Origin of the sequence: Bacillus sp. AFS015802 (assembly GCF_002561455.1) — a bacterium.
Classification (GTDB): Bacteria; Bacillota; Bacilli; order Bacillales; family Bacillaceae_B; genus Rossellomorea.
Window position 1 is genome coordinate 304,160 of record NZ_NTUP01000066.1, and the last position, 14,934, is coordinate 319,093.

Sequence of the window (14,934 nt, forward strand, 5' to 3'; positions counted from 1 at the left end):
AGCGATTAAGGAAAGGTGTAAGCCAGCTTCTGAGTTTATGAGCGCTAGTTGATGGTTATCGCTTGTTGTAGAAAAAACTACAAGTACGTTTTCAAGTTTATAAAGTCAGCTTAGCGGGTAAGTGATAATAACAGAGCGATCAAAAGAGTATTCAAAAAAGGGTTGACATCTCTAACTGTAAATATTATTATTACAGTGAACCCGAAAAAAGGGTAAATATTTTTATTGCAACTGTTACTTTTTTTATTACATTTAACAAGGAGTGTGTAAACACATGGTCAATCTATTTCTGACACCAAGCTGTACGTCCTGCCGCAAAGCGAGAGCGTGGCTTGAGGAACATTCAATTCAATATGTGGAGCGTAACATGCTGACAGAACCGTTGACACCTGATGAAATCAAATCGATCCTTCGCCTGACGGAAAATGGGACAGAGGACATCATTTCCAAACAATCAAAGGCGTACCAGGAGTTAAAGGTCGACATTGATTCGTTGCCGCTCCAAGATTTATATACATTGATTAAAGAAAATCCTCTGATTTTAAAAAGACCGATCATGCTGGATGAGAAAAGACTGCAGATTGGCTATAATGATGAAGAAATTCGCAGTTTTCTACCAAGAAAAATCCGTAATTTCGAATACAATGAGCTGCAAAAATTGGCCAACTGATCATAAACCGGATTCTTGACAGTCTAAACTGTAAAAGTTACCATTACAGTAATATCCGTGAAGGAGGCAGGCCATGAATAGCGACTTTACATTAGCCATCCACAGTTTGACGTACCTGGCCTTGCAGACGGACCGCATGTCGACAAGCGACGCGATTTCGGAAAGTGCAGGAGTCCATCCCGTTCGGATTCGCAAAGTCCTCAGTCTCTTGAAAAAGCAGGGATTCATCGCATCCAAAGAAGGCACAGGAGGCGGATTCATCTTTGCCAGGGAACTCAGTGACATCAATCTGTGGGATATTTATAAAATCACGTCAGAAGGTGCTCTGCAGCCAAAATGCACGGCTTCCAATGAAAAATGCCTCGTTGGTGCAAACATGAAAAATGTCTTATTTCAGATTTTCCTTGGGGCTGAAGAAAAGCTTGGGGATTACCTTAAGGACTACACCATCAAAGATATCATCGAGATGATCAATCAGGAGAAAGCGTAAAAGCTTTCTGGACATATAAATGTAACAAATTATATTACAGTTGAAAGGGTGAAAAGATATGTCAAACGAACAAGCAATCCTGAAAGTAGGAGACTGGATCAAAGGAACATTGCTTACAGGTGAACTGATCATCGGCTATGTCGAGAACCTTGACAACCAGGGTAGCGCCGTGAAAGCGAAAATCGTAACCAGTGATAACAAGACTATTGAAGGAAGAAGTCTTCCCCTATTAAATAGACAGGTCAATAAAATCCCGGATACACACGTGAAAAATAAAGAACAAATTCAATTCCTGATCGACCTGGCCCTTGAAACAGGGGATCAAGAGTGGTTCCTGGAGCTGACAGCTAAATTGAATGCTATGCGGGAACTTGCCGAGGGTGTTAAGTGAATATCTTGCATGAAAGCTGAAGAAGTGGTTTTCTTCAGCTTTTTTTTATGAAAAAATACAAGGTGGCATGATCCGTGCCGGGACTGGCTATCTCAGCCTGAAGAAAACCATCCCCGCTGCCCCCATCACAACCACGGTACAGACTGCAAATACACCTGCATGCAGGTAAGGCATAATGAGATCACCCAGATCTCGAATTGGTTCGGGCGGGAATGAATAAATCCCAAAACAGGCAAATGCTAAATAGAACACTCCTGTACTGAAGGACACCAACATAATCTCTACTCCGCTCCATTTCCCCTTGAATCCACTGAACAGAAAAACAGCAGTGGTGATAAAGAGTGAGCAGGCAAACGATGGCCATAATCCAGCCACCATCCGAGCGGCCATAAAAGCAGATAATGAGAATAAACTGAACAACAATCCTCGAAGCAGATTCTTCATCATGTTCCCTTTCTTTCTTGAAAGATTTTCACGGCTGAGGACGAAAGAAATACCAAAAAGGTGTATACAAAAACCCATATCAGAAACGAATCATTGAATACAGTAAACGTGGCAAAAAGCGTCGCTAGAAAGACGATTAATGGTGGCACGAAGATGTTTTTAAGAAGGTAATAACCTAAGATGCCAACGAGCAGCGAAAGGACCGGAAATCCAATTAAAATCATGAACACAATATCCAAAGAGAGTCACCAACCTTTTAGTGTAATTTTACACAAAAAGAATATTTTTATCAATTTTTTCTTTTGGACCATTTTAGCATAGATGCCCTGACTAACAACCCATGGATCTGTTTAAACCAAGCATAAAATGACAGGTACTTTACTATTAGGAAGGCTATGATGGAATCCTGGGAGGTTTTCATATGTCTGAATTTAATGTAAGGATCCTTCAAATAAGGGGGAGTTCCTTTCAAATCGGGTTACAAACTGGGGAACTGCTTAAAGACACCGCTATTCTAAACGTCCTGAATACCATCACGAAGCATGACATCGACTATCCAGGCATGAAATCGATCTATACCTCCTTTGCTCCGCACTTGATTGAAGAGCTGGAGGGCCTTGCTGAAGAATTAGGGATTTCATCCAGAAGAGCTGCTGCTTTGTTAAGTGGTTATGATGTGCCTAAGACAGAGGCAATGGGATGCTCAACGCTTCTAACAAGCGACTACTATGTAAGAAATTATGATTTTTCCCCTGATTTTTATGATGGGATCTTTAGCTGCGTTCAATCGGATACCGCATTTGCGTCCGCCGGTTACAATCTTCAAGTCCTGGGGAGGCATGATGGAGTAAATGAGAAGGGTCTGGCGATAGGATTACACTTCGTCAGCCACGAGGGGTACAGAATAGGAGTCTCACCTTGGGCGGCCATCCGGATGGTTCTGGATACGTGCGCTACCGCTCAAGAAGCAGCTTCCATGCTGAAGGAAATCCCTCACTGTGCCTGTTATAATTTTTCCCTGGGAGATCGTGATGGACAGATGGCCGTAGTGGAGGCGAGTCCAGATCTGGTGACGGTCCGGTACGGTGAATACTTCCTCCCTTGTGTAAATCACTTTCAGGAAGATCAAATGGGGAGCAAGAATCGTCCATCCATCGAAGGCTCTCTCCAGAGGAATAAGCATCTGTTGAGCTTGAAGGAGAAGAATTGGTCCCATGATCAAATGTTCCACCATTTTAAGAGTGAGGAATCGCCTATGTTCTTTACTGATTATGAACACTTTTTCGGAACGCTTCACACCTTCTCTTATTCCTATCAGGATTCCAGAATCCTTACAGCCATTGCAGGTGGCGGGGACGTTCTTGATGTGAACTTTAAGGACTGGGTGAATGGAAAGGACATCCACGAGGAGACACTCAGTGGTTTTATAAAATGAATCAGAAAAGATGATCCCAAATCAAACGGGATCATCTTTTTTTTCATTCAAAAGTCGTAGAATCCTTCTATCCAAATGGCGGAAGCTGTGAACGGAGAGGGTGGATATACTGTCATTATAACGACTATTTCATCAATTCAAATTATAGTGAAAATTTTCATCTGTTGGTATAAAATAGAATTTTGTGAGGGGGTTCAACATGAACTTATTAAAAACAACTTTAAACCATTTTAAACCCTATTGGAAAAAGCTCTTGGTGGCACTTGTGTTTTCGGTGATAGGCGGTCTATTTACCATCGTCCCTTCCATTCTCGTAAAGCGGTTGGTCGATGACGTCATTGTCGGAAGGGATTTGAATTTCTTAGTGTGGGTCGTAGCCGGGATTCTCGGTGCATACCTCGGAAAATCCCTGTTTGAAACGATGCAGGAATATGTACAGGTGAAGATCGGTCTTGATGTCATTACAGATATGCAAATCCGGGCGTTCCGGAAGCTTCACCGGACACCGATGTCGTTCTTCTCGAAGACACCGAGGGGGGATATGCTCTTCCGTCTGACCCATGATGTGGAGTCGATCCAGAACTTGAATAATACGGTCGTGCCCCGTATCCTGCAGCAGGTCGTGGGAGCGATTGCGGCTTTTTCGACGGTGTTTGTTCTATTCTGGCCGGCTGCCATCGTGATGTTCGCGGTGTTTGCCATTTATATCATCCCTTCCTTCACCTTGGGTAAAAAAATGAGGAAAATGAGCGCAGTCCAGCGGGAGATGAGTGCGGATATGTATCAGCACCTGCAGGAAAGCATTGAAAGTGTCCGATTGGTGAGGACTTATCAGACACAGGATATAGAAGTTGGCACTCAGGAGAAGAAGCTGAGTGATTGGAAGCAATTCTCGATCCGGGCAGCGCTGATCGGAAAGGTGAACTGGCGCCTCGGGAATCTCTTTAATATCGCAGCACCGGGTGTGGTGATGCTAGTCGGTGGATGGGCAATCTGGGACGGAACCATCACAGTTGGTACCCTTGTTGCCTGCCTGAGCTTCATTCCCATCATGTTTTTGCCGGTGAGGTCCATGGCAGAACATGCCCTGACGATTCAGCAGGCGATTCCAGCCCTTCAGCGGATCTATGAATACTTCGATCTGCCTGAAGAACATGAGGAGGAGCTTCCTTCATTTGGTGGGGTAAAAGGGAAAATAGACTTAGAGAATCTATGGTTTTCCTATCCCGGAAGTGATAAGCAGGTTCTGAAAGGAGTTTCCTTATCCCTGGATCAGGGTAATCACATCGGGATCGTCGGGACGAGCGGAGGAGGGAAGAGTACCCTTGTCCAGCTTTTACTCGGGTTGTATGAACCACAGCAAGGCTCTGTTTTGATTGATGATAAGAATCTATTTGAATACAACCGGAACAGCTTCCGTCAGCAGGTGGGGGTCGTCTCCCAGGAAACGTTCCTGTTAAATAGCACGCTGCGTCAGAATCTGCTGTACGGAAAACCTGATGCGACAACAGAGGAACTAAATCAAGCTGTTGAGGCAGCAGGATTGAAAGAGCTGATCGATTCCCTGGACGAGGGATACGAAACGATCGTCGGGGAGCGGGGCTTGAAGCTCTCGGGCGGTCAGCGGCAACGCGTCGCCCTTGCCCGTGCGATCCTGAGACAGCCGCCTGTATTGATCTTCGATGAAGCGACTTCCTCCCTGGACGGGGAAACAGAAGAACGGGTGCAGGCTTCTTTAGAAAAGCTGATCCCCGGCCGAACAACCATCACCATCGCCCACCGTCTCGTAACGGTGAGAAATGCCGATGTGATCATTCTCCTTGATGGAGGGGTTGTGGCTGAAAAAGGGACCCATGAAGAGCTGCTTCTCTTGCATGGCAAGTATTATGAATTATACAGAGCTCAATACAGCGAGCTTGAAAAGGAGATGATCGGATGACGGCCCCGACAAGTAAGAATCGTGACGGAAGAAGGGTCCTGAGCTTTCTTCGTCCGTATAAAAAATGGGTCATCGCAGACTCCATCGTCATTGCGATCAGTCAGGTGTTCTCAGCGCTGATCCCGACACTCGCCCTCAGCTGGCTCGTGGATACGATCATTCCTAACGAAAACTACAATTGGCTATGGGGATTGATGTGGCTCCTGATTTTATCAGCGGTGCTTGATCTGGTGATGATGGTCATCGACGAATACTTCTGTCATCAGACCGCGAAGACCGTGACGAACTGGCAGAAGCTGCGTCTGTTCCGTCATTTGCAGGTTGTTCCATATTCGTTTTATCACCACAATTCCACAGGGGAAATGCTTGCGAGGGTGTCGGATGATCCGGATACCCTTCATAATTTCCTTGCCTGGGAAGGGTCGACCTTCATGGCAAGCGTGCAGGGCGTATTCATCTACAGTTTGGTGCTGTTATGGATTCATCCTTATCTGATGATTACTAGCGTCGTCCTCGGTGTAATCTTCTATTGGACCTCTAATATGGTAGGGGCAAGGACCCGGTTGGCTTCAGCGGATGCCCGTCAAGAAGCATCGAGATATCTTGAAAGGTTGAGAGAATCGGTGACAGGCATTCATCTGTCACGGGTCATGGGGGTGTCGGACAGTGAGGTGGACAGTGTCATCTCCATCCGGGACAGCTTCGTGAAGCATTCGGTCAAAGAACTGAAAGCGAGGATGCAATCGGTCGTCGTCATTGCAAGTTATAACGGATTTGCCCTAGGACTAGTCTATTTAATCAGTACATTATTAATCTGGAATCAAGGTTTGACCAGTGGACAGATGTTGACGGCAGGAGGGCTTGTGACGATTGCAGCGAATGAAATGCAGCGCCTTCTCAGGAACTGGCTGTCCGTGAGAAGAACAGGACCTGCCCTGGATCGCTCTGAAGTTTTGCTTTCCGAAGAAGTGTCTGAGGCAGAGGTGTCGGAAGGCATGCAGGGTGCACGGGCAAGTGGAAGCATTCGACTCCAGGATGTAGCGTTCGCTTATCCGGGGAAGGATGAAAATGTGTTAAAAGGCGTGTCCTTTACAGTTGGTGCCGGTGAGAAGTGGGCACTGGTCGGACCGAGTGGATCCGGGAAATCCACGATTGTCGATCTGTTATTCAAGCTTTACGATACAGGAGTCGGACGGATTGAAGTGGATGGCCGGGATATCCGTGAGTGGGATACGGCGTGGCTTCGTTCCCAAATGGCGATTGTGACCCAGGACGTCATGCTCCGAAGCGGAACATTGGCAGATAACCTGAGGATCGGAAAGCGGGATGCCACGGATGAAGAACTTCTGAAAGCATTAGCGGACAGTGGACTCGGTGAACTCATCGACACGTTACCAGAAGGACTCAATACTTCCGTAGGTGAAAGGGGAAGCCTGCTTTCGGGAGGACAGAAGCAGCGTCTGTCCCTGGCTAGGGCGCTCTTAAAGGATGCCCCGATTTTGATCCTGGATGAAGCGAGCTCGGCCCTTGATCCCATTACGGAAACGAAGATCAATGAAGCCGTGCTTCGTGCAGGGAAGAACCAAACGATCATCATCGTTTCTCATCGCTTATCAACAGTCTTATCTGCAGATCAAATTGTCGTGCTTGAGGATGGACGGATTGTCGAGCAAGGGAAGCATGGTGATCTGTTACAAAATCAATCCGGTGTATATTCCCGACTATTTGGCAGGGAAGCTGAGATCGGCGGAGCAACGATTGATTATGTGTCTTAAGAAATGAATAGATGCCTGCTCATTGGAGTAGGCATTTTTTATATTGACGAATAGTCAAAAAGAAGGGTTAGACAGTAGGTCTTTTGGGGTATTGTGAAATAGTTGTAGTACATATTACGACAAAGGTGTATATCAATCCATCGTATATGGACTTTGGAGGAGGCGGGTATACTTTATTACGACGAAATAAGACAGATTATTCAGAAAAAAATTGTTGTTATTTGCGGTAGGGACTTTTATACTATTCTTATAGATTGGTATATGATGTCAAAAATGAAGTGTGCAAAACCTTGAAAAACGAATCGGAGGGATTACATATGAAAAAGGCATTCATGTTAATGTTGATGGCAATGGTATATTTTGGTTTTGGAAACAGTGTAATGGCGGCTTCCAACCAGGAAGAATATGATAAGGTTCTTGAATCCATCGAGAAAACCAATCAAGACATCGATGAAAAAGTGAGAAAAGCGGTGGAAGAGGCAGATAAGTTAAATGATTCTTTTCTGAATGAAGTTCGTGAAGTGGAAGAAGGAAAAGAAATCGTTAAGCTGAAGGAAGAAAGGGAAAAGAAGTTAGAAGAATGGAAACGCGCAGAACATGATGAAAAGAAACATGAAAAACTCAAAAAGAATCTATCGGATATAGAAGATAGGATCGCTGAAAAACAGGCAGAAATAGATAACGAGATCAGGTTGATCCAGGAGGAAATAGAGGCACTAGCCTTTGAGAAAATGAATTCCGGCAATGATAAAGAGAAGGAAAAAGTGAACAAGAAATTGGCTAAATTAGAAGAAAAACTAAGTAAACGATCTGATAAGATGAATGGAATCTCTCACAAATATAAAGAAGATTTAGATGGAATCGTCAATAAGGTGTATGACGAAACCTTCAAGATGTCACAGGATATGATCCGAAAGGCAGCTGAAAAAGGCGTCATGGCTGAGTGCAGCTGGAAATATGTCCGCTTTGCTGACCGGTGGGTGTGGATCGATCCGATTCGGGTGGTTGGATACTACTAAGCAGTTGAACTGAATGAGAAAAGGATAAAACGAGTTCAAACCGGGGCTCGTTTTATTCATCGTAGAAGTCAATTACATAGAAGGGGGAGGAACAAATGAAAGGATTTACATTAGGGAGTAGCAGGAAACCACTAGAGAAAGTAACCTTTCACAATTTTGAATTAAGCCTGTTATCCCGTGGGGACGGTGTGGAGGTTTTACTTCAGACGATTAATGAAGGAAGCTTATTTTACGTCTATCCGAGTGATAACCCGAATGGGCTGGAGTTTTATTATGTTCTATCAGGTGATATGGAATGTGAAGTAGAGGGTGAAAAGATGATGCTTGGACCAGGGGACTACTTCTCGGCCAAGGGCCTTACAGAACCAATCCATTTTACAGCATTTACCCAAGTGACCTTATTATGGGCAGTGACAGACCCAACCTTCTTTCATCTAAGCAAGGATATGTCCACCTTAATGGGCAAAGTAAAAGAAGTGGAACAAAAAGACCGGTATACTTCCATGCACAGTGACAGAGTGGCCAAGTACTGCGTGAAAATCGCTAAAAAGCTCAAATTAAATAAAGATCAGCTGGAGAATCTCACCATGGCTTCACTACTTCACGATGTAGGGAAAATTCATGTGCCGGAAGAAATACTTAATAAGCCGGATCGCCTGACAGATGAGGAGTTTTCGATTATTAAAAAGCACCCCCAAGATGGAGCCGATATGATCAAAGAAACGTACTATAAAGAACTAGTCCCCATCATCGAACAGCATCATGAACGACTCGACGGAAGCGGTTATCCCCGTGGCCTGAAAGCTGGGGACATTCTTCTCGAGGCTCGGATCATTGCTGTCAGTGACACATTCGATGCTATGACCGAGGATAGGGCCTATCGTAAGGCATTTAGTAAGAAGCATGCCATAGAAGAGCTAAAGAGACTTTCAGGGACACATTACGATCAAGAGATTGTCAGGATATTTGAAGAAATCTTAATCGAAGAGGGGGTTCTTTAAGATTATCACAATTTATATGGCTCGACTTATGGAGATCAAACGCATTGGATAGAGGATAACCAATGCGTTTTTTTTTAAAAATATAAAAAGAACAATTCCATTGCCTTTCAGCAAAAGAATTGTCCTGGTTTATATAGATACATTTCTTATCCTACATTCTGAATCTGCTTCAATTCCTCCGTCAAACGCAGGAATTCTTCTCTGTTCCGTTTGCGTAATGCCTGGTCAATACCTTGCGCGATTTGCTCTTTCCGAAATGTCAGCAGTGCCTCGTCCAATATCATTTCTGCAAATAGGGAATCCATGTGATTTACATCAGACTGTGGTGAGTTAAGCAAATACTTCTTCATGATCATCAGCTCCTTGACCTTTTTTCTATTATACTAACCATTTATAGAATATTCAAACATTTTATTAAAAAAATATTTTTTTCCTTAACCTTAATTCAGAGTGTATTCTTTCTATTGAACATTAGAAAAACAATGAATTGGGAAGAGGCACAACAAAATGTGCTTTTGTAACAGGGACCATCACGTTTTATCCTCCAACTCCCGTCCTGGATGAATATTTCATTTGAATTGTAAACACTATTCCATATCGGCAGGGTTTACCCAGTGGGGGACATGAAAAAAAGCGTCCATATAATATGAACACTTCAGGAAGAGATTGTCACGCCGCCATAGAGGCGTTACGCCAATCATATGAATGTGATCTCTCACCTTCTACATCAATATAAAGTATGAAACGGGTTTCATAGCAAGGGGTATCATACAAAACATTTCTTTTATTGGAGGGAATATTGGTTAAGACATTGATTAACTCTCACTTTTAAGAGCTGTTTTTTACATATATTTTTTCGAAATGGAAAGAATACATACGATGATAGATTGGCTTAAGAACCGGATGGTCAGGTAGGAGGGGTTACTGTTTGGGGTTGGTATGGGCACTCATCGTTATTCTGTTCATTGTTTTGTTTTTTGTTCCAAAGAAGTTATCCTTAAAGGAAAATCTCATTATGTTCCCTTTTATTGGGTACTTTGCGGCGGTTTCCCATGTCGTAGTTGGACTAATGCTGGATTATGTGGATTTTGGGTATTACAAGAAGGTGGAAGTGACTGATTTGTTTTTGGTAATGCTTACTCCTTCACTTATTGGACTATTATTTTTAAATCTTGTTAAGAATGGGAAGTTTTTGCGTTATGTTATCATTTGGACCATCTTATCATTCCTCATAGAATCTGCATTCAGTTTGAATGGGTACATGAAACATTTAGAATGGAAATTATGGTATTCCATTCCTGTGTACTTTATGGCATTTTTTACATTGCATTGGTTTTTTTACAGAGTTGTCAGAAAATCACGATTATCGAAGGGATAGAATTATATATAAGAATGGCACTGCCCCCACTCCATTATGAATTTAATAAGTGAGGGCAGTATTCCTCATCGTTTTTACATACCTGTTAATACCTCTCCGGCTGTCAACTTATCCAAAAATCTGAGAATCCCTTTATAGGCCTGCATTTCATTTCGCTTCTTCGAGAATTCATGTCCTTCATCATCGAACACTAGAAACTCAACAGCGATTCCTCTCCTTGTTAACTGCTCCACCATACTTTCAGACTCCTCTATCTTCACTCTCGGGTCATTCTTTCCATGAACGATGAACATCGGGGACTTCATATTATCCACATAGGTGATGGGTGAGTCCCTCACAAGCTTGTCATAGTCCCTTTCTGGATTACCGACCATCTGATCCATCAGTGGCTTCCAGGTTGCCGGGGATTTCTCAAGAAAAGTCAGGAGATTGGAAATGCCGAAGATATCGATGATCCCACTGAAGTATTCGGGATGCCGTCCGGCAAGAAGCAGACTCATGTAACCGCCATAGCTGCCACCCATCGCCACGATCTTGCCTTTTTCAGCAAGTCCTTTACGTATAAGCCATTCCATTCCTGCTACACAGTCATGTCGGGGTCCGTCCCCCCAGTTTCGCTCCACCATCTTCTCAAACGAGGCACCGTAGCGCTTGCTGCCCCTAAAGTTGGGAGCGAAGAGGGTATATCCACTGTGGACAAGGTACTGAAATAGGGGTCTGTATTTCATGCGCTCCGTCTGTTGGGGGCCGCCATGTGGCCAGAGAATCGTATATCCATTTGGTTTCCCCGGTTGGAATAGCAGGGCTTCGATTTCGAGTCCATCTTTGCTTTCATAATGAACGATTTCCGGTTTGATCATGCTTCCTTCTGGAACACCAAGTACCTTTGTGTTTGTCAGTTGTGTCCACTTGCCATCCGTTTCCCTCTTGAAAATGGTATCGGTTTTGTCAGCTGAAATCCCAAGGAGAAAGAGGGTCCCTTTCTTAGTCATCTTTATTTTTTTGACGATGTCGCAGGGAATCTCGATTCTCTCTCCTTTACCCATGGACAGGTCATAGCCATATAGGTGATCTCTCACCCCTTTTTCCGAAGTGATGAAAATACTGTTCGAGGTCTCATTGAACTGTATGGAAGTGATTTCTTCTTTTTCTAAAGAGAAGACTGGGTGAAATTCATAAGTTGAAAGATTAAAAGAAGCAAGATAGGAAAACTCTTCTCCATAGTTGGTCGTGAAATAAACAAAATCCCTTGTCATGAATACATCATTGATCATATGAGGGCTGGCAGGGTCCGGCACAAGCGGGATTTTCTTATCGCCAGATTGATAGAAAGCAGCGGCATGGGTATTGGAGTAGGTTTCCGTAAACACATAGGATCCATCCCGAGAAGCGGCGGCGACTACGATTGGAGCTTTTTCCCCTTTGTGGATCAGGCTGGTTTTTCCCATTGGTAAATCTGTTTTGTAGATGTTCAATAATGGGTTTTCATGATTGGTAGAGTAATACATTTCCTGATTGCCTGTAAAGCAGGCGTGATAACAGGTCGAACCGGCTTCTTTCTCAAGGAAGGGAATAGGCGTTCCTCCCGATGTGGGCAGATAATGCAGTTGGTGGTTTTCATCGCCATCCTTCTCGAATGTTGCGATGATCTGATCCTGGTCGATATGGATGAGGCTGCTTTTCTGATTGATGGTCGTCAATGGATAGTGGAACGAGTGGGGAAGGTCCATGGCCCAAAGGTTATAATTCCCGTTCAGATTGGTGCTGAACACAAGCTTATCACCTGTTTCATTGACGCTGAAGGTGTTGATCTCAATGGTGTGGAAATATTGTTCTACTTCCGTTAAGGTACGGATAGGTCATTCCTCCTTGGGGTAAATGTCGTTATAGGTATATTATTCCATTTTATTGGAGGAGAGGCAATATGAAATAATTGTCACACCAGGACAGGATGAACCGTTCGATCATTCCAGTCCCGCGCAATAATCTTACATACTTCTACAACTATTTCCCCGGAAATTGATAAAAAATTATACAATTCGACGCAGCACCAGCACCCATAAACAGGAAAAGGAGCCAGGGGACCTGTCCCCATGGTTCCTCCATGGTAAATCTCTTTGCTGGGGAGCCTCAAAAGATTGCGGCGGGCTTCTGAGAAAAATGTAAAAGGGCCGTTCTTTCTTTCCAGTGAACTCCTAAAAAGACATGTCCTTTGCCTTAATAAAATGGAGGCGGAAATAGAAAAAAAGTTCAGCTGAACTTTTTTCTTTCTTTTATTCCCTTGGCATAGTACATTACATTTATAAGTATTTACAAATATAGTATCGGTTTGATAGAAGAACGCATATATCTTTTCTTGTAGAAAGCAGGTCGATTATGAAGGTATCTGAAAAATTTTATGAATTTATGAAGGAACGAACGTGGCAGCTGACAGAGAAATGGTATGAATCTTTGGATAAGAGTGACCCGTCTGGCGTGTATGCCTCAAAAGATACAAAGGTGATCCAAACGTTGAAGGAACAAAATCATGCTTTCCATGAACGATTCTGCCACCTTTTTAAAGATGTGGGGCAGGATAGACTGTGCAACTTCGAATTGTGGATTGAGGAAATTGCCAAGGATGAAGAGCACTTACAAACCCCTACTCATTTTATATTGAGGGAATTCTTCAGGACCCAGGATCAGTATTTAGCGATTTTGAAGGAATTTATCCGTTTGCATGGAAGTGAATTTACTTTAGATGAAACCGAGTTCTTAAGAGAATTGATCATTAACACATTCAGTATCGTCATCTCCAAGTTTGCAGAAGAAAACTATGAGTATTCCCAAAGGAGATTGAAGGCACAGCAGGAAATGATCAGAGAATTGAGTTCCCCGGTCATTCTATTGAATAAAAAGACAGGCGTCCTGCCTCTTGTCGGGGATATCGATACGGGAAGAGCGAGATATATCCTTGAGAATACCTTGAACGAATGTGTGGATAAAAATGTCGAACACTTATTCATTGATTTATCAGGTGTGATCATGGTGGATACAATGGTCGCTCATCAGTTATTTCAAATCATTGAAAGTTTGAACTTAATCGGGGTGAGGAGCACCATTTCCGGAATCCGTCCCGAAATTGCCCAAACGGCGATTCAGCTGGGTATATCATTTGAAAATATTTCGGTCACTTCGACTTTGGAGCGTGCGCTGAACGAGCAGCAGTAAAGGGATTCATACAAACGAGCGATGTTGTCATCTCTCGTTTTTTTTTTGTTTGAAATAAATATATATAGGGAAATACCACCATTATAGAGTGAATGCGATAAGGTGTACCCTTAATGAAATTCACGAGAGAAGGAGGGGCGCCATGCAATATGTAAAAATGATTCGTTTCCATCACGATGGATTCACATGCGGATCACCCAATGTCAATAAAGAACGGAAACCGGTGTTTATCAACCGGGAAATCCATAATCTTTTTCATACGTGTCAATCGGTCTATACAACGGAAATGATCCTCCCCCCTGATGGAGAAAAGAAGTGGGATGGATGTTTCTGTTATTTGGAAGAGTATACTCTATCTGCGACAGGGATCAGGAATATAGGGTTCCTCCCCAGGGAGAGTGTCATATGGGTGAGGAACATCAGCCACATGGGGAAGGACACTCCCTATTTCGATCGGTCCATTCATCCGTTGGTGGAGGAAGGGACAGGTGACGGAAGGAATATTGTCACCGATACATGGGTGAAGATGAGCGTGGTGGACGCGTTGGAGCGAACCCGTCTATGGAAGGAAAAGAATGTTACCCTCCCGGATTGGCTCACCGAATGTTACTTAGTCGAGCCTCAGGTGAAAAGTCTGATTTATCCTTCTGCAAACGAAAAGATCATGGAATTTTGGTTGAGTAAAAATTAACACATTGAAGTGTCTTCCTGTACCATTTTTTTGTTATACTACATAGTAATGGATCTTAGTAATCGTTGAAGTTGAAGTGTAACACTATTGTTCACTATCTATGTAAATGGGGAATTCACTTGAAATTTGAAGAATTAAATCCGGAACTCGTGACACTATGTCAGACAGCTGACCATTTTCACATGGCGGAAACCGTGATCGGCGGTCCGCTAAGAGGACTAGACATCCTTTCGTTAAAAGGGATCGAACGTAAGAAGAACCTTCCGACCGACGTGACCAATCTTTTGATCATCTATTTCTTCACAGAGGTGAAAGGCACGGTCTATCACCGGAACGCTCTGGCTAAATTGTATAATCACTGGGTATCGAATGAAGTCTTTACTTTTTCCAAGGCACAAGAGATGGTGGAACTGGATATGCAGTCGCAGCTTGGTGAAATCGATCATTTATAAATCAGAAAGAGGTCTGGATCTTTAGTTGATCCAGACCTC

General features: G+C 43.5%; 15 protein-coding genes. 11 read left to right on the forward strand and 4 right to left on the reverse strand.

The genetic code is table 11. From position 1 onward, the window contains the following. The first annotated feature begins 274 nt into the window (after positions 1 to 274). From spxA to CN378_RS19005, 3 genes are all read left to right on the forward strand, one after another. Positions 275 to 670, forward strand: coding sequence for a transcriptional regulator SpxA (gene spxA, locus CN378_RS18995; RefSeq protein ID WP_098354053.1), 396 nt, complete (start codon positions 275 to 277; stop codon positions 668 to 670). Positions 671 to 743: 73 nt separating this feature from the next. Further along, the gene (locus CN378_RS19000; protein WP_098354054.1) at positions 744 to 1,160 is read left to right on the forward strand and encodes an RrF2 family transcriptional regulator; all 417 of its coding nucleotides are present in this window, start codon (positions 744 to 746) and stop codon (positions 1,158 to 1,160) included. Between the two features lie 58 nt (positions 1,161 to 1,218). Further along, positions 1,219 to 1,551 (forward strand): IDEAL domain-containing protein, encoded by a 333-nt coding sequence (locus CN378_RS19005; RefSeq protein ID WP_098354055.1) that lies wholly within the window; start codon positions 1,219 to 1,221, stop codon positions 1,549 to 1,551. Positions 1,552 to 1,638: 87 nt separating this feature from the next. Here the strand turns inward: CN378_RS19005 and CN378_RS19010 are convergent, their stop codons facing one another. Further along, the gene (locus CN378_RS19010) at positions 1,639 to 1,998 is read right to left on the reverse strand and encodes a hypothetical protein (protein ID WP_098354056.1); all 360 of its coding nucleotides are present in this window, start codon (positions 1,996 to 1,998) and stop codon (positions 1,639 to 1,641) included. Then, entirely contained in the window at positions 1,995 to 2,219 is a 225-nt protein-coding gene (locus CN378_RS23280) for a DUF2651 family protein (protein WP_142323635.1), read from the reverse strand. Before CN378_RS23280 ends, CN378_RS19010 begins: the two co-directional genes overlap by 4 nt. Before the next feature lie 197 nt (positions 2,220 to 2,416). Between CN378_RS23280 and CN378_RS19020 the strand changes: the two genes are divergently transcribed. The 5 genes from CN378_RS19020 to CN378_RS19040 all read left to right on the forward strand — a co-directional run bounded on the left by CN378_RS19020 (position 2,417) and on the right by CN378_RS19040 (position 9,164). Next, a complete protein-coding gene (locus tag CN378_RS19020; protein WP_098354058.1) occupies positions 2,417 to 3,430 on the forward strand; it encodes a C45 family autoproteolytic acyltransferase/hydrolase in 1,014 nt (337 codons plus the stop codon). Between the two features lie 199 nt (positions 3,431 to 3,629). Further along, entirely contained in the window at positions 3,630 to 5,369 is a 1,740-nt protein-coding gene (locus CN378_RS19025) for an ABC transporter ATP-binding protein (RefSeq protein ID WP_098354059.1), read from the forward strand. Beyond that, on the forward strand, positions 5,366 to 7,144 hold the full coding sequence (locus tag CN378_RS19030) for an ABC transporter ATP-binding protein (RefSeq protein WP_098354060.1): 1,779 nt from the start codon (positions 5,366 to 5,368) through the stop codon (positions 7,142 to 7,144). Before CN378_RS19025 ends, CN378_RS19030 begins: the two co-directional genes overlap by 4 nt. A gap of 317 nt (positions 7,145 to 7,461) precedes the next feature. Next, the gene (locus CN378_RS19035; RefSeq protein WP_098354061.1) at positions 7,462 to 8,163 is read left to right on the forward strand and encodes a hypothetical protein; all 702 of its coding nucleotides are present in this window, start codon (positions 7,462 to 7,464) and stop codon (positions 8,161 to 8,163) included. 95 nt (positions 8,164 to 8,258) lie between these two features. Continuing rightward, positions 8,259 to 9,164 carry an HD domain-containing phosphohydrolase gene (locus CN378_RS19040; RefSeq protein ID WP_098354062.1) on the forward strand — a complete coding sequence of 302 codons (906 nt, stop codon included), beginning with the start codon at positions 8,259 to 8,261 and terminating at the stop codon, positions 9,162 to 9,164. Between the two features lie 146 nt (positions 9,165 to 9,310). Here CN378_RS19040 and CN378_RS19045 read toward each other — a convergent pair whose 3' ends face one another. Both CN378_RS19045 and CN378_RS19055 read right to left on the reverse strand, forming a co-directional pair. After that, the gene (locus tag CN378_RS19045; RefSeq protein ID WP_098354063.1) at positions 9,311 to 9,514 is read right to left on the reverse strand and encodes an IDEAL domain-containing protein; all 204 of its coding nucleotides are present in this window, start codon (positions 9,512 to 9,514) and stop codon (positions 9,311 to 9,313) included. Positions 9,515 to 10,616: 1,102 nt separating this feature from the next. Beyond that, positions 10,617 to 12,314 carry an alpha/beta hydrolase family protein gene (locus CN378_RS19055; protein WP_098354065.1) on the reverse strand — a complete coding sequence of 566 codons (1,698 nt, stop codon included), beginning with the start codon at positions 12,312 to 12,314 and terminating at the stop codon, positions 10,617 to 10,619. 604 nt (positions 12,315 to 12,918) lie between these two features. Here CN378_RS19055 and CN378_RS19060 point away from each other — a divergent pair. The 3 genes from CN378_RS19060 to CN378_RS19070 all read left to right on the forward strand — a co-directional run bounded on the left by CN378_RS19060 (position 12,919) and on the right by CN378_RS19070 (position 14,895). Further along, the gene (locus CN378_RS19060; RefSeq protein ID WP_098354066.1) at positions 12,919 to 13,752 is read left to right on the forward strand and encodes an STAS domain-containing protein; all 834 of its coding nucleotides are present in this window, start codon (positions 12,919 to 12,921) and stop codon (positions 13,750 to 13,752) included. A 142-nt stretch (positions 13,753 to 13,894) separates the two neighbouring features. Next, entirely contained in the window at positions 13,895 to 14,443 is a 549-nt protein-coding gene (locus tag CN378_RS19065) for a hypothetical protein (protein ID WP_098354067.1), read from the forward strand. 119 nt (positions 14,444 to 14,562) lie between these two features. Next, positions 14,563 to 14,895, forward strand: a complete 333-nt coding sequence (locus CN378_RS19070) for a hypothetical protein (protein WP_098354068.1) — start codon at positions 14,563 to 14,565, stop codon at positions 14,893 to 14,895. Positions 14,896 to 14,934 lie beyond the last annotated feature (39 nt).